We start from the raw sequence: 23,279 nt of genomic DNA, 5'->3' as shown, positions 1-23,279 counted from the left end.
GCTGATCTGGCAAGCCGATGAGCGGTTCAATCGAGCGATGCGAGCGTCGCCTCGGTCGTGTCGACGACCATCAGGCCCGCGCGCAGTCCCGGCTTGACCTTGGGATTCGGAAACACGATGCGCTCCTCATCGTGCGACACGCGATAGCGATAATCGCCGTCGCGCGCGAGTTCGGTGCCCACGGAGAACGCGGTGAAATTCGGCACATCGCTCGCGACGTTCAACACAAACTGATCGCTGTGCTTGTCGATCTGCGCGACGACGGTGAACACGCGCAAGGGCGCATTTTCTCGTGCCGATTCGCCCGCGATCAGGCGACGCAACGCCGCATCCGATGCGGCAAAACGCGCGAGATCGTTCTGCCCGAACGGCCGCACCTTGCCGAGTTCGAGCGTGCACGCGAGCGCGCCCGCTTCCTGCGCCGTGAAGTGCGTGAACGTGTTGCCCTTCTCGCGATGCAACAGCACCGCCTGCAGACGCGCATCGCGCAGCCAGTCGAACATCGCGCGTGCGAGCGGCGCGCCCGTGTGCGGCAACAACGCGAACTGCTCGAACACCGAGGCGCGAATCGCCGTGTGCATGTCGATGTGCCATTTCGGATGCGCGGCGCCATCGAAGAAATCCAACGCGGCGTTTTCCAGTTCGATCGCGCGCGGCGCCTCGCGGCTCGTCTCGAAACGCGCGTGACGGCCGCTGAAGAGGCGATTCAGATCGTCGTCGATATAGCGCGCGCCTGCGCGCATCGCATCGACGTTGCCGAGAATCACGAGCATGCGCGCGGTGAGCGGCGCGCGGCCGCTGGCGATATCCGCGACCAGTGCGGACAACATTTCGATGGGCGCGGTTTCATCCCCATGCACGCCCGCCGATGCGAGCACGCTGTGCGTCGGCTGCGCCGTGGGTTCGAGCAGCAGCACGCCTGCGCCTCGCCATGTCCAGCGCACGCCCGATGCCGCGTTCCCCGAACCCGCCGCCGGACGCTCGCCCGCCAGCGTGAAAGCAAGAAAGTCTTCGAGCAAGGACGAATCAGCGCTGGAAGTCATAGACGGCACCGAGTCCGAGAAGAGTCGTCAGCTCGTCGAGCGCGGCGCGCGATTCCGCGAGCAGCTTCGGATCGGCGAGATCGGCAGGCGCAAGGCGGTCGCGATAGTGCCTGTCGATCCATGCATCGAGTTGCGCGAAGAGCGCATCGTTCATCCACACGCGCGGGTTGACCGCCGCGCGCTCGGCATCGTTGAGCACGACGCGCAGACGCAAACAGGCCGGACCGCCGCCGTTCTTCATGCTCTCGCGCAGATCGAAGACGAGCACTTCGTCGATCGGCGTCTTGCGCGACGCGAGCGAATCGAGATACGCCGCCACGCGCGGATTCTCGCGGCACTCCTGCGGCACGACGAGCACTTGCCGCCCGTCCGCGCTCGACAACAACTGGCTGTTGAAGAGATACGACGAGACCGCGTCTTCCACGCTCACTTCGCTCGCCGGCACTTCGAGCGCGGTGAACGGCGTGCCCTGCGCGTCGAGCTTCGCACGCAGTTCGTCGTAGACCTTGTGCTGATCGAGGAACGCGCGCTCGTGGCAAAAGAGCGTCGTGCGGTTGCCGACAGCGATCACGTCGTTGTGGAACACGCCGGCGTCGATCACATCAGGCGATTGCTGCGCGAACACGGTGGCATCGTCGGAAAGACCGTGCAGGCGCGCGACCGCGCGGCTCGCTTCGAGCGTCTGGCGCGCGGGATAACGCTGCGGCTGCGGGCCCTGGCCGTACTCGCTGCGTCCGTACACGAAGAACTCGACACCCTTCTCGCCGTACTCGCGTGCGAAACGCGTATGGTTCGCCGCGCCTTCGTCGCCGAGCGCGGGCGTGCCGGGCAATGCGTGATGAATGCGAAAGCGCGCTTCATCGGCGAAGATCGCGGCGAGCGAGCGGCGCGTTTCGCCATGCTCGATCGCGCGATGCAGCTTCGCGGCCAGATTCGCCGGCGTGAAGTGCACGCGGCCGTCTTCCGTATCCGCCGACGGGCTCACGGTCGCGGCATTCGCGGTCCACATCGCCGATGCGGAGCTCGCCGCCGCGAGCAACTCGGGCGCTTCGCGCGCGGCGCGGGCGATCACCGTGGCGTCGTCGCCGGAAAAGCCGACATCGCGCAACAGCCTGACCGACGGACGTTCGAGCGGCGGCAGCACGCCCTGCTGAAAACCGAGATCCGCGAGCTGCTTCATCTTGCGCAAGCCCTGCTTCGCGGCGGCCTTCGGATTGGCCACCGACTTCTCGTTGCTGCGCGACGCGACGTTGCCGAACGAGAGTCCCGCGTAGTTGTGCGTCGGGCCGACCAGCCCGTCGAAATTTGCTTCGGTTGCAAGCATGTTCATTCCCGCTCTTCAGAACGTAAGTCCCGGCGACACGCTCGCCGGCATCTGCAATTGCGCGCTTTCGACCGACGCCATCGCGTATGAGCAATAGTCCGCCGCGTAATACGCACTCGGCCGCTGATTGCCCGAACGCCCGATGCCGCCGAACGGCGCCGCCGACGATGCGCCATTGGTCGGCCGGTTCCAGTTGACGATGCCCGCGCGGATCGTGCGCTGGAAGTGCTTCCATGCGGCTTCGTCGTCGGCGAGAAGGCCGGCGGAAAGGCCGTAGGCGGTGTCGTTGGCGCGCTCGATGGCGTCATCTAACGTCTTGTAGCGCGTGACCTGCACCATCGGGCCGAAGTGCTCTTCATCGGGCACGTCGCGGGCGTTCGTCACGTCGAGAATCGCGGGCGACACGAAGCCGAGATTCGCCGCGCGCTGCGTCATTTCGAGCACCGGCCGCGCGCCGGTTTCGATGAGACGCGCCTGCGCATCGACGAGACGCGCAGCCGCGCGCGCCGAAATCACCGCGCCCATGTACGGCTGCGGTTCGTCGTCGAACTTGCCGAAGCGGATGTTCGCGCTCACGTCGGCAAAGCGCTGCATGAAGCGCTCGCCAAAGGCATCGTCGGGAACGAAGAGACGCCGCGCGCACGTGCAACGCTGCCCCGCCGACAGAAACGCCGACTGAATCGTGTGATGCACGGCGGCGTCGATGTCTTCCACGTTCGCGACGACGAGCGGATTGTTGCCGCCCATCTCCAGCGCGAGCACGATCTCGGGCCGTCCGCCGAACTGCTTGTGCAGCAGCGTGCCGGTGTCCGAACTGCCGGTGAAGAAAAGCCCGTCGATCTGCCGGTGATTCGCGAGCGCGACGCCGGTATCCTTTTCGCCCTGCACGAGATTGAGCACGCCCGCCGGCAAGCCCGCCTGAATCCACAACGCGACGGTCGCCGCCGCGACGCCCGGCGCAAGCTCGGACGGCTTGAACACGACCGCATTGCCCGCGATCAGGGCCGGCACGATATGCCCGTTCGGCAGATGCCCCGGAAAGTTATACGGCCCGAACACGGCGACGACGCCATGCGGACGATGCCGCAGCACCGCGACGCCATCGGCCATCGGCGCGCGCTTCTCGCCGGTGCGCTCGTGATACGCCTGCACGGAGATATCGACCTTCGCGGCCATCGACGCCACTTCGGTGCGCGCTTCCCACAAAGGTTTGCCGGTCTCGCGCCCGATCGCGTGGGCGAGCGCGTCCTTGTTCTCGTTGAGCAGCGCGGCGAAGCGCTTCGCGATCGCGACGCGTTCATCGAACGAAAGCGCGGACCACGAAGCAAACGCGCGCCGCGCCGACGACACCGCGCGATCCACGTCTTCCGCCGATGCGCTCCTGCCTTGCCATGCGGTTTCATCGGTGCCCGGATTGCGCGACGCGAACGCCGCGCCCTTGCCTTCCTGCCAAGCACCGCCGATGTACAAATGGTTCGAGATATCCATGTCGTGTCTCTTTTATTTCGCGCGCGGATAAGAGGTCAGCACGCGCACGTTGTCGCCTTCCTTCACGCGCAATGCAGCCGCTTCGTCTCGCGTCAGTAAAAAGAAGCCGTTTTCCATTGCGCCGTTCGTCGCGCCGCAACGGAAGTCTTCGAGCAGCGTGTTCGATACGAGGCTCTTCGCGCTGCCGTCCGTCTCAGGCCGATCGCCGATCTTCACGCTCGCGATCACGCTCTCGCGCACCGTGCGCAAGTCCGCGATGTGGCATTCGAGCACCGGGCCCGCATCGAAAATATCGACGTGATTCTCGTAACGCAGCCCTTCCGCTTCGAGCATCTTGCGCGCGGGCGCCGTGTCCTTGTGCGTGACGCCGACCGCGTGTTGCGCGGAATCGGGCAACAGGTCGAGATACACCGGATAGCGCGGCATCAGCTCGGCGACGAACGACTTCTTGCCGTGCGAACTGAGGTAATCCGCTTCGTTGAAATCGATCTGATAGAAGTGCGAGCCGACCGCGTTCCAGAAAGGCGACTCGCCGTTCTCGTCGAAATGGCCGCGCAACTCCGCGCACAATCGCTGCGGAAAGCGATCCGTGAACTGTGCGATGAACATGAAGCGCGAACGCGACAGCAAGCCGCCCACGCCGGCCGTGCGATAGCGCGGGCTCAGGAAAAGCGAGCACACTTCCGCATAGCCCGTCAGATCATGCGCGATATTGAGCAGCGACATGCGCGTCCACACGCCCATGTCCTGGCTCGCATGCACGACCGTCGACACGCGATAGTTGTAGAACGGCTGCTCGAGCCCGACTTCCGTTTCGATGCCGCATACGCCCGCGACATCGCCGGTCGCGGTGTCTTCCATCACGAAGAAATAGCCCGCTTCGAAGGCTTGCGCGTCGCCCGCCAGCGTGCGGCGCGCGCGTTCGACGCGTCCCGCGAGCGCGCCGCGATCGGGCTTGAACGTGGTGAGGCCCGGCCCCGTTTCCTGAGCGAGCGCGACGAGCGCGCCGACATCGCCCGGTTGCGTGCAACGCACGACGATCATTGCAATTCTCCCGATGCCTGATGCAACGGCACGCAACGCACCGTGTCCTTGTCGTCAACGCCGAGCGCCTCGCGGGCGGCAGGGTTGAGCGCGGCGCCGTCGGCGCGTGTTCCCGCCAGATCCGTCACGATGCAGCGGAACTCGTGCGCCCCGCCCGCCGCGACGAGATACGGCGCACCGCCCGATGCCGCCGCATTCACCACCTGCACCGCGCGCAACTCGCCCGAACCGGCCGACGCGCTCTTGTCGACGGCGATCGTGAGCACCGGCCCCGCATCGAAGATATCGACGAAGCGGTCCGGCTCGAAGCCTTCTTCCAGATGGATGTCGTAGGCGAGCAGCGTGCTTTCGTTCGGCTCGCCGAGCACGCGCTGCGCTTCGCCCGGCAGCAGCGGCACGTAGAGCGGATAGCTCGGCATCACTTCCGCGATGAACGTGCGGCTGCGTCCGCCCGATTCCGATTCCACCTGCTCGAAGTCGCGGCCGAAGAACTTGCGGCCGACTGCGTCCCAGAACGGCGAGGCGCCGGCATCGTCGGTGACGCCGAGCATCAGCGAGAAGACTTCGCTGGAGAAGCGCTTGCGGTTCGCGGCGATGTAGATCATGCGCGCGCGCGACAGCAGATGCGCGGCCGCTTCGCCATTGCCCGTGCGCAAGGACGGATCGATATAGAAGCCCGTCAGGCGGCTCATGCCGGTGAGCTCGTGCGACATCGTGAGCGCATGGATCTTGCGATTCACCTTGAGCTCGCGCGACGCGTGGATCAGCGCATCGTTGCGAAACGCGTAGAACGGCTCGGAATACCCTGCCGACGCGACGATGCTCGACGTGCCGAGCAGCCGGCCCGTCTGCGAATCTTCGAGCACGAAGAGATAGAACTCCTCGCCGGGGAATTCGACTTCGGCGCGAAACGAGTCTTCCGAGAGCGCGACGCGCATTTCCAGCGCGCGCCGGTCGCGCGGCAGCGAGTGCAGCACGGGCTGCGCGGCGCGCGCCATGCGTTCGAGCTCGTCGAGATCGGAGAGTCTTGCGGGACGAACGAAAAGCATCGTCGGTTCCTGTTCGTTACTTGACGGCTGCCACGCCGACGACCTGCTCGATCGCCTTTTCGATGCGCGCGAAGCCTTCGTCGAGATCGGCTATCGGCATGATGAGCGACGGCGCGAAGCGCAGCACGTTCGGCCCCGCGATCAGCATGATGACGCCGTCTGCCGCGGCCGCATTGAGCACGTCCTTCGCGCGGTCCTTGTAGGTGTCGTTCAGTTCCGCGCCGATCAGCAGGCCGCGTCCGCGAATCTCCTTGAACAGGCCGAAGCGCTGGTTGATGCGTTCGAGATGCGCCTTGATCGCGCGGCTGCGCTCGTTCACGCCTTCGAGCACTTGCGGATCGCTGATCAGTTCGACGACCTTCTCCGCGATCGATGCGCCCAGCGGATTGCCGCCGTAGGTCGTGCCGTGCACGCCGACCTTGAAGTGCGCGGCGATCTCGTTCGTCGTGAGCATCGCGCCGATCGGGAAGCCGTTGCCGAGCGCCTTCGCGCTCGTGAGGATGTCGGGCGTCACGCCGTACTGCATGTACGCGTAGAACGTGCCCGTGCGGCCGACGCCGGTCTGCACTTCGTCGAAGATCAGCAGGGCATCGTGCTTGTCGCACGCTTCGCGCAGGCCCTGGAGGAACGCGGGATCGGCGGGCAGCACGCCGCCTTCGCCCTGCACCGGCTCGACGATCACCGCGCAGGTCTTCGTGCCGATCGCTTCGAGCGCCTTCGGCAAATCGTTGTACGGCAGATGACGGATGCCCTGCGGCTGCGGGCCGAAGCCTTCCGCATACTTCGGCTGGCCGCCGACGCTCACCGTGAAGAAGGTGCGCCCATGAAACGACTGCGTGAACGAGATGATCTCGATCTTGTCTTCGCCGTGATTGTCGATTGCGTAGCGGCGCGCGAGCTTCAAGGCCGCTTCGTTCGCCTCGGCGCCGGAGTTCGCGAAGAACGCGCGATCGGCGAAGGTCAGATCCGTCAGTCGTTTCGCGAGGCGCAACACCGGCGCGTTCGTGTAGCCGTTGCCGATGTGCCAGAGCTTGTCGCCCTGCTCGTGCAGCACCTTGAGCAGTTCCGGATGGCCGTGGCCGAGCGCCGTCACCGCGATGCCGCCGGCGAAATCGACATAATCGCGCCCGTCGGTATCCCATACGCGCGAGCCGCGGCCCCGGTCGGGCACGAAATTGGCCGGTGCGAAGACCGGGACCATTACCTCGTCGAATGTACCGCGATTCACATTGATGTCGGTCATGAGCGACTCCTCGTCAGGTTCGTGCAGCGGTTTCGTGTAATAGGTTCGATATTAGGCAATCGCCCGCGTTCCGTCTTGCGCGTTCGCGACATGCTTCGATGGGGTTTTTGCGACGTTACTCACGCGCCGGGCGGCTCGATCAGCGCGCCGCCGCGCGGCTCGTCGATGGCGCCGCCGCGCTGCTTCTCGATCCAGTTGCGGCGCTCCTCGCGCGGCGTCACGCCGAAGCGGTCGCGGTACGCATTGGAAAAGTGCGCCGCCGACGAAAACCCGCACGCGAGGCTGATCTGCACCACCGATTTGCTCGTGCGCTGCAACTGCGTGCGCGCCTTGGTCAGGCGCAGATTGAGGTAATACTTCGACGGCATCGCGCCGAGATATTGCCGAAAGAGCCGCTCCAGCTGCCGGCGCGAAATGCCGACGAGATTCGCGATCTCATCGGTGGCGAGCGGGTCTTCGATGTTCGCTTCCATCAGTTGAAGCGCATCGTTCAGACGCGGATGGCGCTCGCCCGGCGCGGTGACGAACGGAATGCGCTGACGCTCCGTGCCCGCGCGCAATACACCGATGCCGAGCGAATCCGCGATGCGCTCCGCGAGATCCGGGCCGTGATCGCGCGCGATCATCGCGAGCATGAAATCGATGCTCGCCTGCCCGCCGGAACAGGTGGCGCGGTCGCGATCGATTTCGAAGATCTGCTGGCTGACGATCGCGCGCTCGAACTGCTCGGTGAATTGCTGATACGTTTCCCAGTTCACCGCGACGCGATATTGCGAAAGCTGACCGGCCATCGCGAGCCACCACACGCCGTGATGAATGCCGCTGACGAGCGGCGTGCGCGGCGCGACGCGCGCGAGACTCGCGAGAAAAAGCCGATAGTCCGCGAACTGCTGATAGCGCTCCGACACGACGATCAGCCAGTCGCAGCGCACGGCATCGTTGAACGCGCAATCGGCGGGAAGCTGCGCGCCGCCCGAGAGCGGCACCGGACGGCCGTCCCAGGAACAGATGCGCCATTCGTAGAGACGATGTCCGTCGATCTCGTTGGCGAGCGCAAGACTGTCGATGATCGGCCCGATGCCGCTCATCGACACCGGCGGCAATGCGACGATCGCAACCTGCCGCGTCACGTTATTTCAGGCTGCCCGAAAGAAACTGACGCAGACGCTCGCTCTTCGGCGCGGTCAGCACGTCCGAAGGCGCGCCTTCTTCTTCCGTGCGCCCCTGATGCAGGAACATCACGTGATTCGACACGTTGCGCGCGAAGCCCATCTCGTGCGTGACGACGATCATCGTGCGGCCTTCTTCGGCGAGACGCTGCATCACCTTCAGCACTTCGCCGACGAGTTCGGGATCGAGCGCGGACGTGGGTTCGTCGAAGAGCATGACGTCGGGATGCATCGCGAGCGCGCGCGCAATCGCGACGCGTTGCTGCTGCCCGCCCGACAGATGCGACGGATACTGCTTCTCGACGCGCGGCGGCAGGCCCACTTTCTCCAGATACTCGCGCGCGCGGTCTTCCGCTTCCTTCTTCGACACGCCGAGCACATGAATGGGCGCTTCCATCACGTTCTCGATGGCCGTCATGTGCGACCAGAGGTTGAAGTGCTGGAAGACCATCGCGAGCTTGGTGCGCACGCGCTGCAATTGCTTCTGATCCGCGACTTCGAGACTGCCGGATTTATCGGTTTTCGTGCGTACGGCTTCACCGTCGACGATGATCTGCCCGGCGTTCGGCCGCTCGAGAAAGTTGATGCAGCGCAGGAACGTGCTCTTGCCCGAGCCGCTCGCGCCGATGATGCTGATCACGTCGCCCGCCTTCGCGGCGAGCGAGACGCCCTTCAGCACTTCGTTGTCGCCGTAGCGCTTGTGAATGTCCTCGGCGACGAGCTTGGTCGCGACGTCTTTGGCGGTGGGCTCCAACGCTTTCTCCTCGGGTGATGACACAGTCTCTTCCATGGGTTCGAATTCTACCGCTCGTCAATGGCGTACCGTGCGCGCCGCGCTCGCCGGCCGCAGGTAGGCGAGCCAGCGCCGCTCCGCGCGCCGGAAGGCCGCGACGAGCGCGAACGAGATCGCCACGTACAGCAGCGCCGCGATGCCGAACGATTCGAACGACTGATAGGTCGCCGAGTTGGCGTCGCGCGCGACCTTCAGGATATCCGGCACAGTGGCCGTAAAGGCGACGGTCGTCGCGTGCAGCATCAGGATCACTTCGTTGCTGTACAAAGGCAAGGCGCGGCGCAGCGCGGACGGCAGGATCACGCGGCGGTACATCGTGAACGTGCTCATGCCGTAGGCGCGCGCGGCTTCCACTTCGCCGTGGGGCGTCGCGCGGATCGCGCCGGCGAAGATTTCGGTCGTGTAGGCGCAGGTGTTCAGCGCGAAGGCGAGGATCGCGCAGTTGAAGCCGCTCTTGAAAAACGCTTCCAGCAGCGATTGCGTACGCACGAATTCGAGGCTGTACATGCCCGTGTAAAGCAAGAGCAGTTGCACATAGAGCGGCGTGCCGCGGAACACGTAGGTGTAGAGGCGCACGGGCGTCGACAGCCAGCGGTTGCGCGACACGCGCGCGCAGGCGAGCGGGACCGCCGCGCAGAAGCCGAGCACGATCGATACCGCGAGCAGCCACAACGTGACGACGAGGCCCGATGCGCGCATGCCGTCGGAGTACAGGAAAGGGCGCCAGTATTCGGCGAGGATCTGGATCATGGCTTTCGCTCGCTAGCAGAGGTCAGAGTTCGGCATGCCGCACGCCGATCGAATAGCGCTTTTCGAGCGCCATCAGCACGAGATTCGACGCGCTGGTGATCGCGAGATAGATGAGCGCCGCGATCAGGATGAAGAAGAACATGTTGAACGTGCTCTTGCCCGCGTCCTGCGCGGCCTTCACGACATCGGCGAGACCGATGATCGACACGAGCGCCGTCGCCTTCACGAGCACCTGCCAGTTATTGCCGATGCCCGGCAGCGCGAAACGCATCATCTGCGGAAAGAGAATGCGGCCGAACACGCGCATCCCGCTCATGCCGTAGGCGCTGCCCGCTTCGAGCTGTCCGCGCGGCACGGCGAGAAACGCGCCGCGAAACGTCTCGGTGAAATACGCGCCGTAGATGAAGCCGAGCGTGAGCACGCCGGCCGTGAACGGATCGATGTCGAACTGATCCCAGCCGAATGCGTCGGTCAGATTGTTGACCGCGATCTGGATGCTGTAGAAGAGCAGCAGCATCAGCACGAGATCGGGCACCGAGCGGATGAGCGTCGTGTACGCGGTCGCGATGCCGCGCAACGCCGCGTGTCGAGAGAGTTTTGCCGATGCGCCCGCCAGGCCGAGCAGCACCGATACCGCGAGAGACAGCACCGCGAGCGCGAGCGTCTCTTTGGCACCCGCCCAAAGGAGCGGACCGAAGCCGTGCAAAATCAAGAGGCGCCTCCATCGTCTTTCGTTGAAAGAAGCGGAGCGCGCGGGTCAACGCCGCTCCGTCGATTGGCGGCGATACTCGCAAGCGAAAATCAATCGCTCAATTGTGACGAAGCGTGCTTGTTGCGATGCAGCATGCAACACTGACGAGCGCCGGCGCGGGCGGACGCCCGCCGTGCAACGCTGCCCGCGCGCGACACGCAGGAAAACCCGCATGCGCGCGCCGGGCGAAACTTGCGCTTTTCAGGTCGCATTTTCGATAGACCGTGGCGGCCTACTTTCCCGCGGCGCCGCGCACGAACTGCGCGACCTGCCCGTTCGCCACGGCGATGTCCGGGCTGTCCTGCAGCAAGGGCAGGAACTGCTCCGCGAAGGCGGGATCGCGCGTGCCGGCGCTGAACATGTCGACGACGGCCTGCGCGTGCCCGATGCGGTCATCGGCGGTGGCTTCGTCGTCGTCGAGGACGTCGTCGATGGCGGCGATCAGCGTCGAGAACGGCGTGAGCCAGCGATACGCCGAGCCGTTGATCACGATCTGCAGAAACTCGCCCGGCGACGTCGGCCCGAACTCCGCCTCGTGCCGCGCACGCAGATGCGCGAGCACGCTGCGATGAAGCGCGAGCAGCGGATGCCGCACGTCGCGCAGGAAAACGGTGGCTGTCTGGTCGTTCATGGTCGTGCCTCGTCTGGAAACATCGTAAATGAGGACGATTCGGTGTCGATCAAGCGCCGCGCGTCTTGCCCGCATAACGGATGAATTCGGCCGCCGAAAGCGGCGCGGAAAAGAGCCAGCCCTGCCCGAACTGCGCGCCGCGCGCCTGCAGATACGCCGCCTGCTCCTCGCGCTCGATGCCCTCGGCGATCACCTGAACGTCGAGCGTCGCGGCCATGTCGATGATATGCGACGCGACGCTGCTCGACGCCGCATCCTGCCCGACGGTATCGACGAATGACTTGTCGATCTTCAGGCCGTCGATGCGGAACGTCTGAAGATGCGACAGGCTCGAGTAGCCGGTGCCGAAGTCGTCGAGATAGACGGCGTGGCCCGCTTCGCGAAACGCGCTGATGACTTCCTTCGCGGCATCGGCATCGAGAAAGCTGCGCTCCGTCGCCTCGATGCGGATCTGTTCCGGCCGCACGCCCTGGCGCGCGACCGCGGGGCCGAGCACGTCGAGAAAACGGTGGGTCGTCAGATCGGGCGCGGACAGATTCACCGACACGTAGTACTCCGGGTAGCGCTTAAGAAAGTCGCCGAGTTCGAGCAGAATGGTGTCGAGAACCTGATCGGTGATCGCCTGGATCAGTCCGCGATGCTCCGCCAGCGGGATGAAATGATCGGGCCGCACGATGCGGTCGTGATACTTCCAGCGCACGAGCGCCTCCGCGCCGACGCAGCGGCGCGTGCCGAGATCGACGATCGGCTGATACGCGACGATGAACTGATGGCGCCGCACGGCATCGCTCAGCTGGCCGCGCGCAGACAGCCGGCGCACGAAGAAGAACGCCGCCCAGCTCGCGAGCACGAGCCCCGCCGCGAGACCGCCGAGCAGCCAGCCCCACGGCAGCGTGCGCAGGCGCTGGCGCACCGACTGATGCGGCGCGCTCACGACGACCGCGAGCGGCATCGACGCGGAACGCCGCACGACGTACGGCGAACAGTCGCGCACCGGCGGCGCGGTTCGATAGACGGCGAGGATGGCGGCGGTGTCGGTGGCGGGCGTGGTCGCGATCACGCGGCTCACGTCCGTGTTGATGACGGCGACGCCGCTCGCGGGGTCGCCGGGCGCGTCGAGGCTGTCGAGGTAGAGCGAAGGATCGGCGGCGACATAGAAACCGTCGCGGCCCATTACCAGCGAATCCTTGGCGCCAGGCAGACGCGAGAGGCCGTACCAGGCCATCTCGCCGTCGCGCGAGCGCCAGTCGGGCGCCGGCAGCGTGAGACTGTCGGGCGGCCCGGCCGACACCGCGCCGAGCAGCGACGAGCATTGCCAGCGTCCGTCGTGATCGTAGGCGCCGGCGTCGCGCACCTGCCCGTGCGTGAGCGCGATGCGCCGCAACTCCTGCAGATACGGCGCCGAGCAAGGCGCCGCGGCCACCTTGCCGATTTCCCCGAGCGCGCCCGACAGACGCCGCGTGACGTCCTCGGCGCGATAGAGCGCAGCCTCGGCGAAGGTGTTCAGGCGCTCTGCTTCCTCATGCCGCTGACTGCGCTGTGCGAACAAAAAGCCGATCCCCGCCGGCGCCAGCGCCGCAATCACCACGATAACGATCAGAAGCGCCGCCAGCGCCCCACGTTGAATTTTGTTCATTGCCTGTTATGGTCCGCGGCGCGAGACCTTTCGCGCGCGCGTTTTTTCTCCCTGCTCGACGCCGCCGGCCCTGTTTCAAAGCCGCACTCGCGCAGTCTCGGACAAACGACTTAGTGTAGGGGGCGCGCATCCCCCGATTCAACGATTTCTTTGCCCGAAAACTCACCCTTTTGGTGGGCTTCCGCACGGCCCGGGTTTCCTTTTTTTGCCGTTGACGCGCCGTGAGAAAATCGCCGCTTCACTATCGCGTTTTCTTCTGCCGGATCGACGAACCATGGTCTCACTCAACACCGCCCGTCCGTTCGTGCCGTTCGTGCGCGATGCCGCGCCCGCCGACTTCGACTCGATCGCGCACATCTATTCGCATTACGTAAGGAACGCGCTCGCGACGTTCGAGGAAGTCGCGCCTTCCATCGACGACATGCGCGCGCGCCACGCGGCGATCGTCGCGGCGGGCTTGCCCTATCTCGTCGCCGAACTCGATGGCGTCGTGGCGGGCTACGCGTATGCGTCGACCTATCGGCCGCGCTCGGCCTACCGGCATACGATCGAGGACTCGGTCTATGTCGCCGATGGCAACGGCGGGCGCGGCATCGGTCTCGCGCTGCTCGCCGCGCTCATCGACCGATGCGAGCGCGGGCCGTGGCGGCAGATGATCGCGGTGATTGGCAACAGCGGCAACGCGGGTTCCATCGCGCTGCATGCGCGGCTCGGCTTCGAGCATGTCGGCGTGCTGCGCGATGTCGGCTTCAAGCACGGCCGATGGGTCGATACCGTGCTGATGCAGCGCGCGCTGAACGGTGCATCGAACGTCGCGGACGGTTCCGTCGCGCTGAACGGCTAAGATTCAGCATTTGCATTTCACGCGGTCCACGCCTTGCCCACCTATACCCTCGCCTCTTCCGTCAGCACCGAAATCGACATCCGCAAGAGCCGCTTCATCGCGCTCGCGATCCCCGTCGCGGACCGCGACGAAGCCATGCGCGAACTCGAGCGCCTGCGCGCGGAGCATCCGGGCGCGACGCACGTCTGCTGGGCGCTGCTCGCGGGCGGGCAGTCCGGCATGTCGGACGACGGCGAGCCGTCCGGCACCGCCGGGCGCCCGATTCTCGAAGTGCTGCGGCATCACGAGGTCGATGGCGTGCTGGCCGCGGTCGTGCGCTATTACGGCGGCATCAAGCTCGGCGCGGGCGGGCTCGTGCGCGCCTACACCGATGCGATCGCCAGCGCGATGCAACTGGCCGAGCGCGTCGAGCGCATCGAGCGCGGCTTGCTGCACATCGAAGTCGACTATGCCGACGAGGCACGCGTGCGGCGCTGGATCGAGCAGAACGACGCCGAACTCGTGCAGAGCGAATACGGCATGACCGTGCGGCTCGTGGTGCGGATGGCCGCCGCGGCGCGCGAGCCGGCTGCCGTCGAACTTCGCGATCTCACCAACGGCCGCGCGGGCGTCGAGGTTCAGGCGTGACGGACGAGCCGCGCGCCTTCGCGATGGTCATCGAACCAAACGGCCACTTTGTCGCGGTGAAGGACGGCGAGACATTGCTCGAAGCCGCGTTGCGGGCAGGTTTGACGCTGCCGCGATCGTGCCGCAACGGAACCTGCCGCGCGTGCATGTGCCGGCTCGTCGATGGCGAGATCGCCTATCGCATCGAATGGCCGGGCCTCACCGCGGAGGAAAAGGCCGAAGGCTGGATTTTGCCGTGCGTCGCGCTCGCGCGATCGGACGTGACGATCGACCAGCCGGACGCGCGCGAAGCCGCGCCCGATCCGCGTCCCGCGCGTCCGCGCGGCTTCTGAGCGCGGGTATTTCGGGATTGTCGTCTCGATTCAACGACCTACGATGTGAATCCCGAGTCCGCATGTATATGCTTTCGTACAAAGTACGTGCAGGGTGACTCTCAAAAAGTGTACAATTGCGCTTTGCCCCAAATTCTGGCAGGGCCAGATCAACCGAGATTTCAATGACTAAAGTACTGTTGAAAGAGAACGAGCCTTTCGACGTCGCCATGCGTCGTTTTCGCCGTACCGTCGAACGCACGGGCCTGATTCAAGAGCTCAAGTCGCGCATGGCTTATGAAAAGCCGACCACCGAGCGCAAGCGCAAGAAAGCTGCTGCTGTCGCTCGTCTGCGCAAGCAGATCCGTCGCGCGCAACTGCCGAAGAAATTCTATTGATCGACGCGGGGCGTTCCGCCCTCGTCTGTCCGGATAGAACCGGCATCGCAGCCTGAATCGGCCGGGTCGCGGTTTCGCGCGTAGGTCGCGTGAAAGCTCGCGGAGAAGCGCACACACGGATGTGCCCCGATCGATGAAGGTTGGCAAGATCGCAAAAAGCCTGCATGAGTGAACGCTCATGCAGGCTTTTCGTGCTTATGGGAGCGTTCGGGGATGATGTGATGCTGCCGATTCGGCAGTATCGGCGGCACAGGCCGAACCGAGCTCGATGCTGCCAGACGCGCAAGAAGAAGACGCACAAAAGCAAAGAGCCCGGCTGAACCGGGCTCTTTGCTTGATGAAACTGGTTGCGGGGGTAGGATTTGAACCTACGACCTTCGGGTTATGAGCCCGACGAGCTGCCAGACTGCTCCACCCCGCGTCTGAGAAAGAAATTATAGACCGAAGTATTCTGCAAAGTCAAACGTTCTTTGCGCCCAATGTCGTCGCCGGCTGCATGCGCTCCGCCGCGCCGGTTCGAACCGCCTCCTCCACCGCGCGCTGATGCGCACGCGACAGCTTGCCGAGCAGCGGCAACAGCGCCACGGCGACCGCCGCACCGCCCGCGGCGAGCCAGCCGAGTCCGAAGAAAAGCTGCGTGTAAAGCGGCAGCGACTGCAGCGGCTCCAGATTGCCGGACGGCATGCGCGCGAAATTCGCGACGACACTGCCGAGATACTGCGATACGCCCGTCGCGACGAAATACGCGCCCATCATGAATCCGCTCATGCGAGCCGGAACATAGCGCGCGATCATCGCGAGGCCGAGGCCCGACACGAGCAACTCGCCGAGCGAATAGAGGCCGTAGCCCGCGACCATGAACCACGACGACACACGCCCTTCCACGGCATAACGTCCGCTCAGCCCGAACACGAAGAAGCCCACCGCCACCACGACGAAGCCCAGCGCGTACTTCGCCGCCACGGGAATATCGCGGCCGCGGCGCGCCTGTCGCGCGTAGACGAACGCGAGAATCGGGCTCAGCAGCATGATCCAGATCGGATTGAGCGCCTGGAACTGCGCCGCGCTCCACGTGAACAGCTCGACGCCGCCGATCGAGAACGACGGATCGACGTTGCGTAGCGCGAACAGCGTGAGCGAGGTCGACATCTGCTGATAGAAGACGAAGAACAGGATCACCTGAAGCGTCAGGATCAGTGCGGCGACGAGGCCCGCGCGCTCGCTGCGGTCGCACTTCGTGAGCATGTAGCCGAAGATCGCGAGGATCGCGACGCCCGCCGCGTACACGCACGCGACCGCCACCGTCTTGTGCTGCAGGATGTACATGGTCGCTGCCGCCAGCGCCACGCTGCCCGCCGCGACCGCGAACGCGCGGTTCCAGCGGATCGGTTCATCGTCCGGGGCGGAACCGACGTGCGCGAGCGTCTTGCGCATCAGTGCGAAGTTGAGGAGACCGAGCACCATGCCGCCGCAACAGACGGCGAACGCGGTATGCCAGCCCCAGTGGTCCTTGATCCACGGCGTCGCCAGCATCGACAAGGTCGAGCCGATGTTCACCGCCATGTAATAGATGGTGAACGCGCTGTCGATGCGCGCATCGTCGCCCTCGTAGATGCGGCGCACGAGATTCGCCGCGTTCGACTTGAAGAGCCCGTTGCCGACCACGATCACGCCGAGCGATGCATACATGAAGCCGAGCGTGTCGAACGGCAGCGCGAGCATCAGATACCCGAGCGCGAGCACGATCGCGCCCGCGGTCATCGTGCGGCGCGCGCCGAGCACCTTGTCGCCGATCCAGCCGCCGATCGACGGCGCGGAGAACACGAGCGCCGTGAACGCACCCCAGGTCAGGTTGGCGTGATCGTCGGCGAAACCGATTTTATCGATCATGAACAGCACGAGCAGCGCGGCCATGCCGTAATAGCCGAAGCGCTCCCACATTTCGATCAGGAAGACGGTCGAGAACGAGCGCGTCTGCGAGGGGCCGGACGATTGATTCAGCATCGGAAAGGATCCTTCAAACAGCGGTAAGCGAATCGGCAAACTGCAACGCGCCGATTACACGCGATGAAAATACGAGCGAGTCACTCGAAATTCTCCGCACAATGATCATATGAATATACGGCGATTATCCGTGGCAAAACGCCTGATTATCGCAAATTGCAGCGACACGCCTGTTGACACGCAACAAATTGCGGCGACGGGTTCTGCAGGCGGCGGGCGGGATCAGTGAATGGGCGAGAGACAGGCGCGCGACGCAATGTCAGCGGGCGTGCGGGGAATTGAGCTTTCATCGGGCTTCCGTTTACCGTGATCGGCTTCTCGCGTGTGGCGTGAATTCGATCGTTGCGGATTTACATGCACAGAAGGATCGCTTCCATGCGTGTCAGTTGATTTAAGCAAATCGCAAGCTTATTGCGACTTGCGGGTGACGCATTTTGTTGTAATTTGTGATTCGGGTCACTCGGGGATAGCCCTGAAGACTTAATGCGCCGTTATTCCCAATAACTCAACGTAATAATGCGTGCGATTAACGCGATACCGAAAACGCGGGAATTCAGCTTGCCGGACGACGCACGAAAGCCAGCATCACGCCGAAGCCGATCATGAGCGCGCCGCTCACGCGATTGAACCAGGTGAAGCCGCGCGCGCCGCGCGACAGTGAGCCGAGACGTGCGCCCAGCGCGGCGTAGATGACGATCGCCACCAGTTCGAGCAGCAGGAATGTCGCGCCGAGGATCGCGAAGCTCGTCGCGTACGCGCCGCGATCGACGAACTGCGGGAAGAACGCGGTGAACACGAGTATCGCCTTGGGATTGCCGGCGGCGACCCAGAACTCCTGCTTGGTGAGCCGCGCGAGACTCACGGGGCCGCGCGGCGCGCCCTCGTCTTTCACGACGATCGACGGCCCCGAGCGGATCAGCTTCACGCCGATCCAGACGAGATAGGCGGCGCCCGCGAGCTTGATCGCCGTGAAAAGCGTCTGCGACGCGAGCAGCAGCGCGCCGAGCCCGAGGCCCGCGATGGCGATCATGATCGCAAACGCGACGAGCCGTCCGAACGACGCCAGCACCGATGCGCGCACGCCGTCGCGCGCGCCGTTCGACAGCGACAGCATGTTGTTCGGCCCGAAAGCCATGTTGATGGCGAAACACGCCGGCAGAAAAAGCGAGAAAGTCTGGAGCGACATCGGACACCTGCAGACCAGCGGAAGCGAGACCGCTAAGTTAGCACGCGCGCCACGCGTTCAGAAGCGTCAGAAGCGATGCCGGATGCCCGTGCTCAGCATCAGCTGATTGCGGCCGCTCGACGGATCGTTCGTGTTGATCACCGCCGGCGCGCCCGACGAAGCGCGCTGATAAATCGACTCCAGATAGACATCCGTGCGCTTGGACAGCAGATAGTCGACCTGGAGCGCGCCTTCGTGCCAGTGCGCGCCGCCGCCGTTGGTATAGACATACATGCCCGACAACTGGATGGCCGGCGTCAGCTTGTAAATGCCGTTGATCTCGTAGTTGTTGAGCGCGAGCGACGGCAGCAGGTCACCCGTGTCGGCATCGGTCACGCCGGAGTTGATCGAGCGGGAGAACGCGCCGCCCAGCGTGAATTCGCCGATCTCGTAGCTCATGCCGACGCCGAACGTGTTCTGCCGCTCCACGTTCGCGTTGACGACGGTATTCGCCGAGCCGGGCAGCGCGAGCGAGTCGTAGGCGCCGCCCGTCGTGTTGCCGCGCCCGTTGTTGTGCAGATACGCCGCGCCCGCGTTGAAGGCGCCCGCCGAATAACTGGCGCCGACGCTGTACGCGCGGTTGTTCGCGAACGCGCCCGCCTGATTGGAAAAGGCGTAAAGGCCGCCGAAGCTCAAGCCGCCGTAGTTCCCGCTCGTGTACTTGACGGAGTTCGACGCAAGAAACGAGTTGTTGGCGTTGTCGTTGTCGAGCAGGTGCGCGAACGCGGTGCCGCCCGTGTTGCCGGTCAGCGTGAAGGTCTGGAAATAGTCGTGGATCGAATCGTACTGACGGCCGAAGGTGACGGTGCCGAGCGTATCGGTGCCGATGCCGACGTACATCGGATGATCGTTGAGGCCTTCGCCCGTCGCGACCGAGAGGCCGCGCTCGAGCCGGAAGATCGCGCGCGCGCCGCCGCCCAGATCCTCGGAGCCTTGCAGGCCCCAGTAACTCCCGTCGATCGTGCCGGAAGTCAGGCGATATTGCGCATGCCCGCCCACATTGTTTACATAGGCGACGCCCGTATCCAGCTCGCCGTAGAGCTGCACCGAGCTTTGCGCCCACGCCGCGCCAGGCAGGCCGATGAACGTCGCGCACACCGCCATCGAAATCGCCAGCGAACGCGCGGCGGGATGACCCGCTTCGGAGATCATGGACGCGGCTCGTGGCGCTTTCGGGCGAAGGGGCATGGAAATCTCCGGCGGTTCTCAATTCGAAAAAGATTGTCAGTTGTGTGACGGAGCTTGTCAGTCAAAAAAACGCCGCCGCCCGCTTATGTGTCCAGGAACCAACGAACTTTTGATTTTCACGTTTCTCCGTCTTGCCGGATCGGCGCTCTTGAGCGTAGCCGACGCGCGAACACGCTTGTCGCTAGAATCGAGGCGCCATCAACCATCCGATCATGCCCATGTCTCTTTCGACCCGAGCCATTCTCACCGGCCATACCCGCGGGCTCGGCGCCGCGCTCGCGCAGCTTCTGCTCGCGCAAGGCGTCGAAGTGCTCGCGATCTCACGCACGCGCAACGACGAACTCGCCGCGCGCCATCCCGGCCAACTGCATGAGGTCGACCTGGATCTCGCCGATCTGACGGCAGTCAGCGAATGGCTGTCGGGCGACGCCCTGTCCCGCTTCGTCTCGGGCGCGGGACGCGTGCTGCTCATCAATAACGCGGGGATGCTCGCGCCGGTCGGCGCCCTCGCGGATCAGGAACCGGCCGCCGTCGCGCGCGCGGTCAGCGTGAATGTAGCGGCGCCGATGATGCTCGCGGCGGCCGTCGTGCAGGCGAGCGCGCAGGCGGCGGACACGCGCATCGTTCATATCTCGAGCGGCGCGGCGCGCAATGCCTATCCCGGCTGGAGCGTCTACTGCGCGACCAAGGCGGCGCTCGATCACCACGCGCGCGCGGTCGCGCTCGACAGCAATCGCGCGCTGCGCATCTGCAGCGTCGCGCCCGGCGTCGTGGACACCGACATGCAGGCGGAAATCCGCGGCACGAATCTCGAGCGCTTTCCGATGCGCGAACGCTTCGACGCGCTCAAGCGCGACGGCCAGCTCGCGACGCCCGGGCAGTCGGCGCGCAAGGTGATCGATTATCTGTTGAGCGATGCGTTCGGCGAAATGCCGACGGCGGACGTGCGCGAATTGAAGTGAGTATCGAAGCAGCCGGCTGATGACTCGTTCAGGCCGGCTTCATGCCGCCTTGCCCGACGCGCCCGCCGGATCGAGCGCCTGGCGCGAAAGCGCGTCCGCGCGGCCATTGCGGGCACGTGGAATCCACTGTAGCCGCACATCGCCGATCTGCGCCATGAGCGCGCGAGCGCGCGCCGCGTGATGCGCGAGCGAGCGGATGCCCGCGCCGTCCGGCGCACTCACGTCGTCGATCACGACGCGACTGTCGCCGTAGATCACGGCATCCGCGGCGCCTTCCCGCAGCGCCGCTTCGAGCACCGCGATGAGCGCGAGATATTCCGCCGCGCTGCTGTCGCCCGTGCCTGCGGCGACGCTGATCTCGAAGGTTTCTCCGGCCGGTCCGATCACCACGCCGCCCATGCCCAGCCGCCCGGGATTCGGCAATGCGGAACCGTCGAACCAGCCGCGCCATCCGCTCGTCTCGGCCTCGGTCGTTCGCGCCTTCGCACGGCTCGCCCGCTCGGCGCGTCGCATCTCGCGCGAGCGCTGCGCATCGGCGTTGCGGGTTTGCGCGGCGCGGCGCGCATCGACGAAATCGCGCAAGGATTGCTCGCCCGCCGCCTTCTCCAACGTCCTGACGAGCGCCGCGTGCTCGGCGATCGCAGCGCCCTTCGCGAGCCTGCGGCTCAGCATGCGCTCCTTCTTGTACGCGACGGCGAGCAATTCCTCGAAAGCGATCATGGGCAGCGGGCGGATTGAACGAGCTCCGAGCTTAACAGACGCCGATGAGACGCCCGTGACGCCTCATGGGTACGGCCGTTGCTGATGCGAATGCGCGCAGGGGGACGCCTTTACGCATCCATACAACCGGTCGAAAAGGAGCGGATCATGAGTCAATCGATGGAGCCGTCGTCGGGCGGCGCGAAGATCGTCGGCAAGGGCGCGGCAACGGCCGCGGGCCCCGGCCCCGATGTGATGGCCGCGAGCACACTCGACGGCAATTCGGTGATAAGCAGCGACGGACACGACGTCGGCTCGCTGAAGGAAATCATGCTGGACGTGACGAGCGGGCACATCGCGTATGCGGTGCTGTCGAGCGGCGGCTTTCTCGGTATCGGCGACAAGCTGCTAGCCGTGCCCTGGAGCGCGCTCACACTCGACACCGACAACCGCTGCTTCCGGATCGATGCGACCGGAGAGCAAGTGCGCAACTCGCCGGGATTCGACAAGGACGCGTGGCCGTCGATGGCCGACCGCGTCTGGGCGAGCACCGTGCATCAGCACTATGGGCGCGAGCCATACTGGTCCAACGATCGCGCGAGCAACCTCGGCGCGACCGGCGCGATTCCGCCCGGCGGCGTGGACGCGCCCGAATCAGGCGGCGTAAAGCTGTAACGAATGGATATCGCCGCCGAACGGCGGCCAGGATGTCGCCGGGCGCCGGGCGCGGGGCGCCCGGTCAATCGAGCGGACGCTCTCCGACCTGAATGTCGACACCTTCGGTCTCGTCCATCAGCGCGCGGAGAACGTCGCCCGCGAAGTCTTCGATGGCGAAGTGCCATTCGAGCGAGCCGACCGGAAAGTCGTTCGGATTGCACTTGCCCTGCGCGCGGCGAATCGCACCGACCGAGAGGCTCAGCGCGCGTGCGTGCTGAAAGTGCGGATCGTTCGAGTCGAGGAACGGGAATTGATCTTTATCCATGACACCTTTAACGGTCCCGGCCAACGAAACTTTAGGCCTGCTTCGAGCACGCAATCGTTTGCCTGTGATCGAGCGTGACGACACCATGCAACCCTATCGAAATCTTGCCGGCAATTCGGGCGTCGAAGCATTCGACATCCTGCGCGACGGCATCAAGGTGCGCTTCGTCAACGGCGGGACATACTTGTATGACTATCGCGTGCCGGGTCGCACGCGTGTCGAGGAAATGAAGCGGCTCGCCCACGCCGGACGCGGGCTCAGCACCTACATATCGAAGTTCAGCGCGGAGTATGCCGAACGAATCGACTAGCCGCGCGAAGGGGCGATTTTACGCGATATGGCGGGACTTTCTTCGTATGATTCCCGCAGTGTCTTATCGTGACCGCATAGGCGGCAGGTGCGGCACCTTGTCATTGACAGTTGCGTTCAACTGATGAAGTTGACGCTGCAGCTTGCTCAGTTGCGCCTGGGCCGCCGCGCGCTGCCCTTCCAGCTGCGCCAGCTCCTTTCGAATTTCCTGCTGCTTCAACGCGACTCGCTGATCCTGCCCGCCGCCCCGCTGCAGGTCGACACGCACACGCTCGATGTGTGCCTCCGACTCCGCGATGAGACGCGCGAACTGCTCGTTCTGCGCTTCGAGATGCGCGCGCCGCATCTCGGCGTCCGCGAGACGCATCGCATGTTCGACGAAATGGCGAAAGGCCGGCTCGGCCGACTCTATGTCGCCCGCCTTGAGCACGCGCCAGACGGCATCCTCGTGATACAGCACCGCGTAATAAGTCAGTTCGCGCGGATAAAACAGCAGGCTCGCGGAATAGGCAAAGCTCCGAAACGTGCGAAACGTCGTGAGCGAGTCCTGCTGAACGAGCCATTCGACTTCGGTGATCTGCGTGGCCTGTAACGCCTGCATGCCCGATTGCGGCGTCGGAACGGCGGCCGGCCGCAGCGGCGTCACCCGGGTGGAAGACGATGGAGTTGCAATGCCGTCGTCCGCGGGCACGTCTTCGGCAACGATGTCCGGCGCGGCAAAACGGATTGGACCGTTGGCCCTCTGGCGCGCGAGAAACGATGGCGCATTGTCAAGCAAGCTACCTCTTCTGCTCAGGAGGCTTTTCACG

Annotated in this window: 25 protein-coding genes and 1 tRNA gene; 7 read left to right on the top strand and 19 right to left on the bottom strand. The window is 64.9% G+C overall.

Features of this window, described 5'->3' with window-relative positions:
* Positions 1-26 precede the first annotated feature (26 nt).
* From astE to AWB78_RS18085, 12 genes are all read right to left on the bottom strand, one after another.
* Positions 27-1,043, bottom strand: coding sequence for a succinylglutamate desuccinylase (astE, locus tag AWB78_RS18140; RefSeq protein ID WP_062606673.1), 1,017 nt, complete (start codon positions 1,041-1,043; stop codon positions 27-29).
* Complete coding sequence (gene astB, locus AWB78_RS18135) at positions 1,027-2,367, bottom strand: N-succinylarginine dihydrolase (protein ID WP_062606851.1); 1,341 nt, start codon at positions 2,365-2,367, stop codon at positions 1,027-1,029. The genes astE and astB overlap by 17 nt, the downstream gene beginning before the upstream one ends.
* 15 nt (positions 2,368-2,382) lie before the next feature.
* The gene (astD, locus tag AWB78_RS18130; RefSeq protein ID WP_062606670.1) at positions 2,383-3,855 is read right to left on the bottom strand and encodes a succinylglutamate-semialdehyde dehydrogenase; all 1,473 of its coding nucleotides are present in this window, start codon (positions 3,853-3,855) and stop codon (positions 2,383-2,385) included.
* Positions 3,856-3,867: 12 nt separating this feature from the next.
* On the bottom strand, positions 3,868-4,899 hold the full coding sequence (gene astA / locus AWB78_RS18125; RefSeq protein ID WP_062606667.1) for an arginine N-succinyltransferase: 1,032 nt from the start codon (positions 4,897-4,899) through the stop codon (positions 3,868-3,870).
* A complete protein-coding gene (gene aruF, locus AWB78_RS18120) occupies positions 4,896-5,948 on the bottom strand; it encodes an arginine/ornithine succinyltransferase subunit alpha (RefSeq protein WP_062606665.1) in 1,053 nt (350 codons plus the stop codon). Before aruF ends, astA begins: the two co-directional genes overlap by 4 nt.
* 16 nt (positions 5,949-5,964) lie before the next feature.
* The gene (locus tag AWB78_RS18115) at positions 5,965-7,191 is read right to left on the bottom strand and encodes an aspartate aminotransferase family protein (protein ID WP_062606663.1); all 1,227 of its coding nucleotides are present in this window, start codon (positions 7,189-7,191) and stop codon (positions 5,965-5,967) included.
* A 119-nt stretch (positions 7,192-7,310) separates the two neighbouring features.
* Positions 7,311-8,279, bottom strand: a complete 969-nt coding sequence (locus AWB78_RS18110; protein ID WP_232477742.1) for a GlxA family transcriptional regulator — start codon at positions 8,277-8,279, stop codon at positions 7,311-7,313.
* Positions 8,280-8,322: 43 nt separating this feature from the next.
* Positions 8,323-9,150 (bottom strand): ABC transporter ATP-binding protein, encoded by an 828-nt coding sequence (locus AWB78_RS18105; RefSeq protein WP_062606659.1) that lies wholly within the window; start codon positions 9,148-9,150, stop codon positions 8,323-8,325.
* A gap of 21 nt (positions 9,151-9,171) precedes the next feature.
* Positions 9,172-9,903 (bottom strand): ABC transporter permease, encoded by a 732-nt coding sequence (locus AWB78_RS18100; RefSeq protein ID WP_062606657.1) that lies wholly within the window; start codon positions 9,901-9,903, stop codon positions 9,172-9,174.
* A 22-nt stretch (positions 9,904-9,925) separates the two neighbouring features.
* Positions 9,926-10,615, bottom strand: coding sequence for an ABC transporter permease (locus tag AWB78_RS18095; RefSeq protein ID WP_062606655.1), 690 nt, complete (start codon positions 10,613-10,615; stop codon positions 9,926-9,928).
* Between the two features lie 271 nt (positions 10,616-10,886).
* Positions 10,887-11,285, bottom strand: a complete 399-nt coding sequence (locus tag AWB78_RS18090) for a hypothetical protein (RefSeq protein ID WP_062606654.1) — start codon at positions 11,283-11,285, stop codon at positions 10,887-10,889.
* A gap of 49 nt (positions 11,286-11,334) precedes the next feature.
* Entirely contained in the window at positions 11,335-12,921 is a 1,587-nt protein-coding gene (locus tag AWB78_RS18085; protein WP_062606651.1) for an EAL domain-containing protein, read from the bottom strand.
* Between the two features lie 274 nt (positions 12,922-13,195).
* On the opposite strand from AWB78_RS18085, the gene AWB78_RS18080 reads away from it, so the two are divergent.
* The 4 genes from AWB78_RS18080 (at position 13,196) to rpsU (ending at position 15,101) form a co-directional block, all read left to right on the top strand.
* Positions 13,196-13,765 (top strand): GNAT family N-acetyltransferase, encoded by a 570-nt coding sequence (locus AWB78_RS18080; protein WP_062606649.1) that lies wholly within the window; start codon positions 13,196-13,198, stop codon positions 13,763-13,765.
* Positions 13,766-13,798: 33 nt separating this feature from the next.
* Positions 13,799-14,392, top strand: coding sequence for an IMPACT family protein (locus AWB78_RS18075; RefSeq protein WP_062606647.1), 594 nt, complete (start codon positions 13,799-13,801; stop codon positions 14,390-14,392).
* Between the two features lie 23 nt (positions 14,393-14,415).
* Positions 14,416-14,724: a 2Fe-2S iron-sulfur cluster-binding protein gene (locus AWB78_RS18070; protein WP_062606849.1), complete on the top strand. Its 309-nt coding sequence runs from the start codon at positions 14,416-14,418 to the stop codon at positions 14,722-14,724.
* Positions 14,725-14,888: 164 nt separating this feature from the next.
* Positions 14,889-15,101, top strand: coding sequence for a 30S ribosomal protein S21 (rpsU, locus tag AWB78_RS18065; RefSeq protein ID WP_006999077.1), 213 nt, complete (start codon positions 14,889-14,891; stop codon positions 15,099-15,101).
* A 344-nt stretch (positions 15,102-15,445) separates the two neighbouring features.
* Here rpsU and AWB78_RS18060 read toward each other — a convergent pair.
* The 4 genes from AWB78_RS18060 to AWB78_RS18045 all read right to left on the bottom strand — a co-directional run bounded on the left by AWB78_RS18060 (position 15,446) and on the right by AWB78_RS18045 (position 19,482).
* Positions 15,446-15,522 (bottom strand) — tRNA-Met (locus AWB78_RS18060).
* A gap of 38 nt (positions 15,523-15,560) precedes the next feature.
* Positions 15,561-17,105: a peptide MFS transporter gene (locus AWB78_RS18055; protein WP_062606645.1), complete on the bottom strand. Its 1,545-nt coding sequence runs from the start codon at positions 17,103-17,105 to the stop codon at positions 15,561-15,563.
* Between the two features lie 553 nt (positions 17,106-17,658).
* On the bottom strand, positions 17,659-18,291 hold the full coding sequence (locus tag AWB78_RS18050) for a LysE family translocator (protein ID WP_062606643.1): 633 nt from the start codon (positions 18,289-18,291) through the stop codon (positions 17,659-17,661).
* A 66-nt stretch (positions 18,292-18,357) separates the two neighbouring features.
* Positions 18,358-19,482, bottom strand: a complete 1,125-nt coding sequence (locus AWB78_RS18045; protein WP_062606641.1) for a porin — start codon at positions 19,480-19,482, stop codon at positions 18,358-18,360.
* Between the two features lie 248 nt (positions 19,483-19,730).
* Between AWB78_RS18045 and AWB78_RS18040 the strand changes: the two genes are divergently transcribed.
* Positions 19,731-20,480 (top strand): SDR family oxidoreductase, encoded by a 750-nt coding sequence (locus AWB78_RS18040; RefSeq protein WP_062606638.1) that lies wholly within the window; start codon positions 19,731-19,733, stop codon positions 20,478-20,480.
* 39 nt (positions 20,481-20,519) lie between these two features.
* Here AWB78_RS18040 and AWB78_RS18035 read toward each other — a convergent pair whose 3' ends face one another.
* Positions 20,520-21,200, bottom strand: coding sequence for a ribonuclease HI family protein (locus tag AWB78_RS18035; protein WP_062606636.1), 681 nt, complete (start codon positions 21,198-21,200; stop codon positions 20,520-20,522).
* A 147-nt stretch (positions 21,201-21,347) separates the two neighbouring features.
* Between AWB78_RS18035 and AWB78_RS18030 the strand changes: the two genes are divergently transcribed.
* Entirely contained in the window at positions 21,348-21,854 is a 507-nt protein-coding gene (locus tag AWB78_RS18030; protein WP_062606634.1) for a PRC-barrel domain-containing protein, read from the top strand.
* 64 nt (positions 21,855-21,918) lie between these two features.
* Here the strand turns inward: AWB78_RS18030 and AWB78_RS18025 are convergent, their stop codons facing one another.
* A complete protein-coding gene (locus tag AWB78_RS18025; protein WP_062606632.1) occupies positions 21,919-22,161 on the bottom strand; it encodes a hypothetical protein in 243 nt (80 codons plus the stop codon).
* A gap of 85 nt (positions 22,162-22,246) precedes the next feature.
* Between AWB78_RS18025 and AWB78_RS18020 the strand changes: the two genes are divergently transcribed.
* Complete coding sequence (locus AWB78_RS18020) at positions 22,247-22,471, top strand: response regulator (protein WP_062606846.1); 225 nt, start codon at positions 22,247-22,249, stop codon at positions 22,469-22,471.
* Between the two features lie 63 nt (positions 22,472-22,534).
* Here the strand turns inward: AWB78_RS18020 and AWB78_RS18015 are convergent, their stop codons facing one another.
* Positions 22,535-23,248, bottom strand: coding sequence for a DUF2968 domain-containing protein (locus AWB78_RS18015; protein ID WP_062606631.1), 714 nt, complete (start codon positions 23,246-23,248; stop codon positions 22,535-22,537).
* Positions 23,249-23,279 lie beyond the last annotated feature (31 nt).

Origin of the sequence: Caballeronia calidae (genome assembly GCF_900044055.2) — a bacterium.
Classification (GTDB): domain Bacteria; phylum Pseudomonadota; class Gammaproteobacteria; order Burkholderiales; family Burkholderiaceae; genus Caballeronia; species Caballeronia calidae.
This window is presented reverse-complemented; position numbering and strand designations above follow the sequence as displayed.

Excerpts from the sequence above, each read along its gene's own strand:
- astE (WP_062606673.1), bottom strand. The coding sequence starts at position 1,043 with ATGACTTCCAGCGCTGATTCGTCCTTGCTCGAAGACTTTCTTGCTTTC.
- astB (WP_062606851.1), bottom strand. The coding sequence starts at position 2,367 with ATGCTTGCAACCGAAGCAAATTTCGACGGGCTGGTCGGCCCGACGCAC.
- astD (WP_062606670.1), bottom strand. The coding sequence starts at position 3,855 with ATGGATATCTCGAACCATTTGTACATCGGCGGTGCTTGGCAGGAAGGC.
- astA (WP_062606667.1), bottom strand. The coding sequence starts at position 4,899 with ATGATCGTCGTGCGTTGCACGCAACCGGGCGATGTCGGCGCGCTCGTC.
- aruF (WP_062606665.1), bottom strand. The coding sequence starts at position 5,948 with ATGCTTTTCGTTCGTCCCGCAAGACTCTCCGATCTCGACGAGCTCGAA.
- AWB78_RS18115 (WP_062606663.1), bottom strand. The coding sequence starts at position 7,191 with ATGACCGACATCAATGTGAATCGCGGTACATTCGACGAGGTAATGGTC.
- AWB78_RS18110 (WP_232477742.1), bottom strand. The coding sequence starts at position 8,279 with ATGAGCGGCATCGGGCCGATCATCGACAGTCTTGCGCTCGCCAACGAG.
- AWB78_RS18105 (WP_062606659.1), bottom strand. The coding sequence starts at position 9,150 with ATGGAAGAGACTGTGTCATCACCCGAGGAGAAAGCGTTGGAGCCCACC.
- AWB78_RS18100 (WP_062606657.1), bottom strand. The coding sequence starts at position 9,903 with ATGATCCAGATCCTCGCCGAATACTGGCGCCCTTTCCTGTACTCCGAC.
- AWB78_RS18090 (WP_062606654.1), bottom strand. The coding sequence starts at position 11,285 with ATGAACGACCAGACAGCCACCGTTTTCCTGCGCGACGTGCGGCATCCG.
- AWB78_RS18085 (WP_062606651.1), bottom strand. The coding sequence starts at position 12,921 with ATGAACAAAATTCAACGTGGGGCGCTGGCGGCGCTTCTGATCGTTATC.
- AWB78_RS18080 (WP_062606649.1), top strand. The coding sequence starts at position 13,196 with ATGGTCTCACTCAACACCGCCCGTCCGTTCGTGCCGTTCGTGCGCGAT.
- AWB78_RS18070 (WP_062606849.1), top strand. The coding sequence starts at position 14,416 with ATGGTCATCGAACCAAACGGCCACTTTGTCGCGGTGAAGGACGGCGAG.
- rpsU (WP_006999077.1), top strand. The coding sequence starts at position 14,889 with ATGACTAAAGTACTGTTGAAAGAGAACGAGCCTTTCGACGTCGCCATG.
- AWB78_RS18055 (WP_062606645.1), bottom strand. The coding sequence starts at position 17,105 with ATGCTGAATCAATCGTCCGGCCCCTCGCAGACGCGCTCGTTCTCGACC.
- AWB78_RS18050 (WP_062606643.1), bottom strand. The coding sequence starts at position 18,291 with ATGTCGCTCCAGACTTTCTCGCTTTTTCTGCCGGCGTGTTTCGCCATC.
- AWB78_RS18045 (WP_062606641.1), bottom strand. The coding sequence starts at position 19,482 with ATGATCTCCGAAGCGGGTCATCCCGCCGCGCGTTCGCTGGCGATTTCG.
- AWB78_RS18040 (WP_062606638.1), top strand. The coding sequence starts at position 19,731 with ATGCCCATGTCTCTTTCGACCCGAGCCATTCTCACCGGCCATACCCGC.
- AWB78_RS18035 (WP_062606636.1), bottom strand. The coding sequence starts at position 21,200 with ATGATCGCTTTCGAGGAATTGCTCGCCGTCGCGTACAAGAAGGAGCGC.
- AWB78_RS18030 (WP_062606634.1), top strand. The coding sequence starts at position 21,348 with ATGAGTCAATCGATGGAGCCGTCGTCGGGCGGCGCGAAGATCGTCGGC.
- AWB78_RS18025 (WP_062606632.1), bottom strand. The coding sequence starts at position 22,161 with ATGGATAAAGATCAATTCCCGTTCCTCGACTCGAACGATCCGCACTTT.
- AWB78_RS18020 (WP_062606846.1), top strand. The coding sequence starts at position 22,247 with ATGCAACCCTATCGAAATCTTGCCGGCAATTCGGGCGTCGAAGCATTC.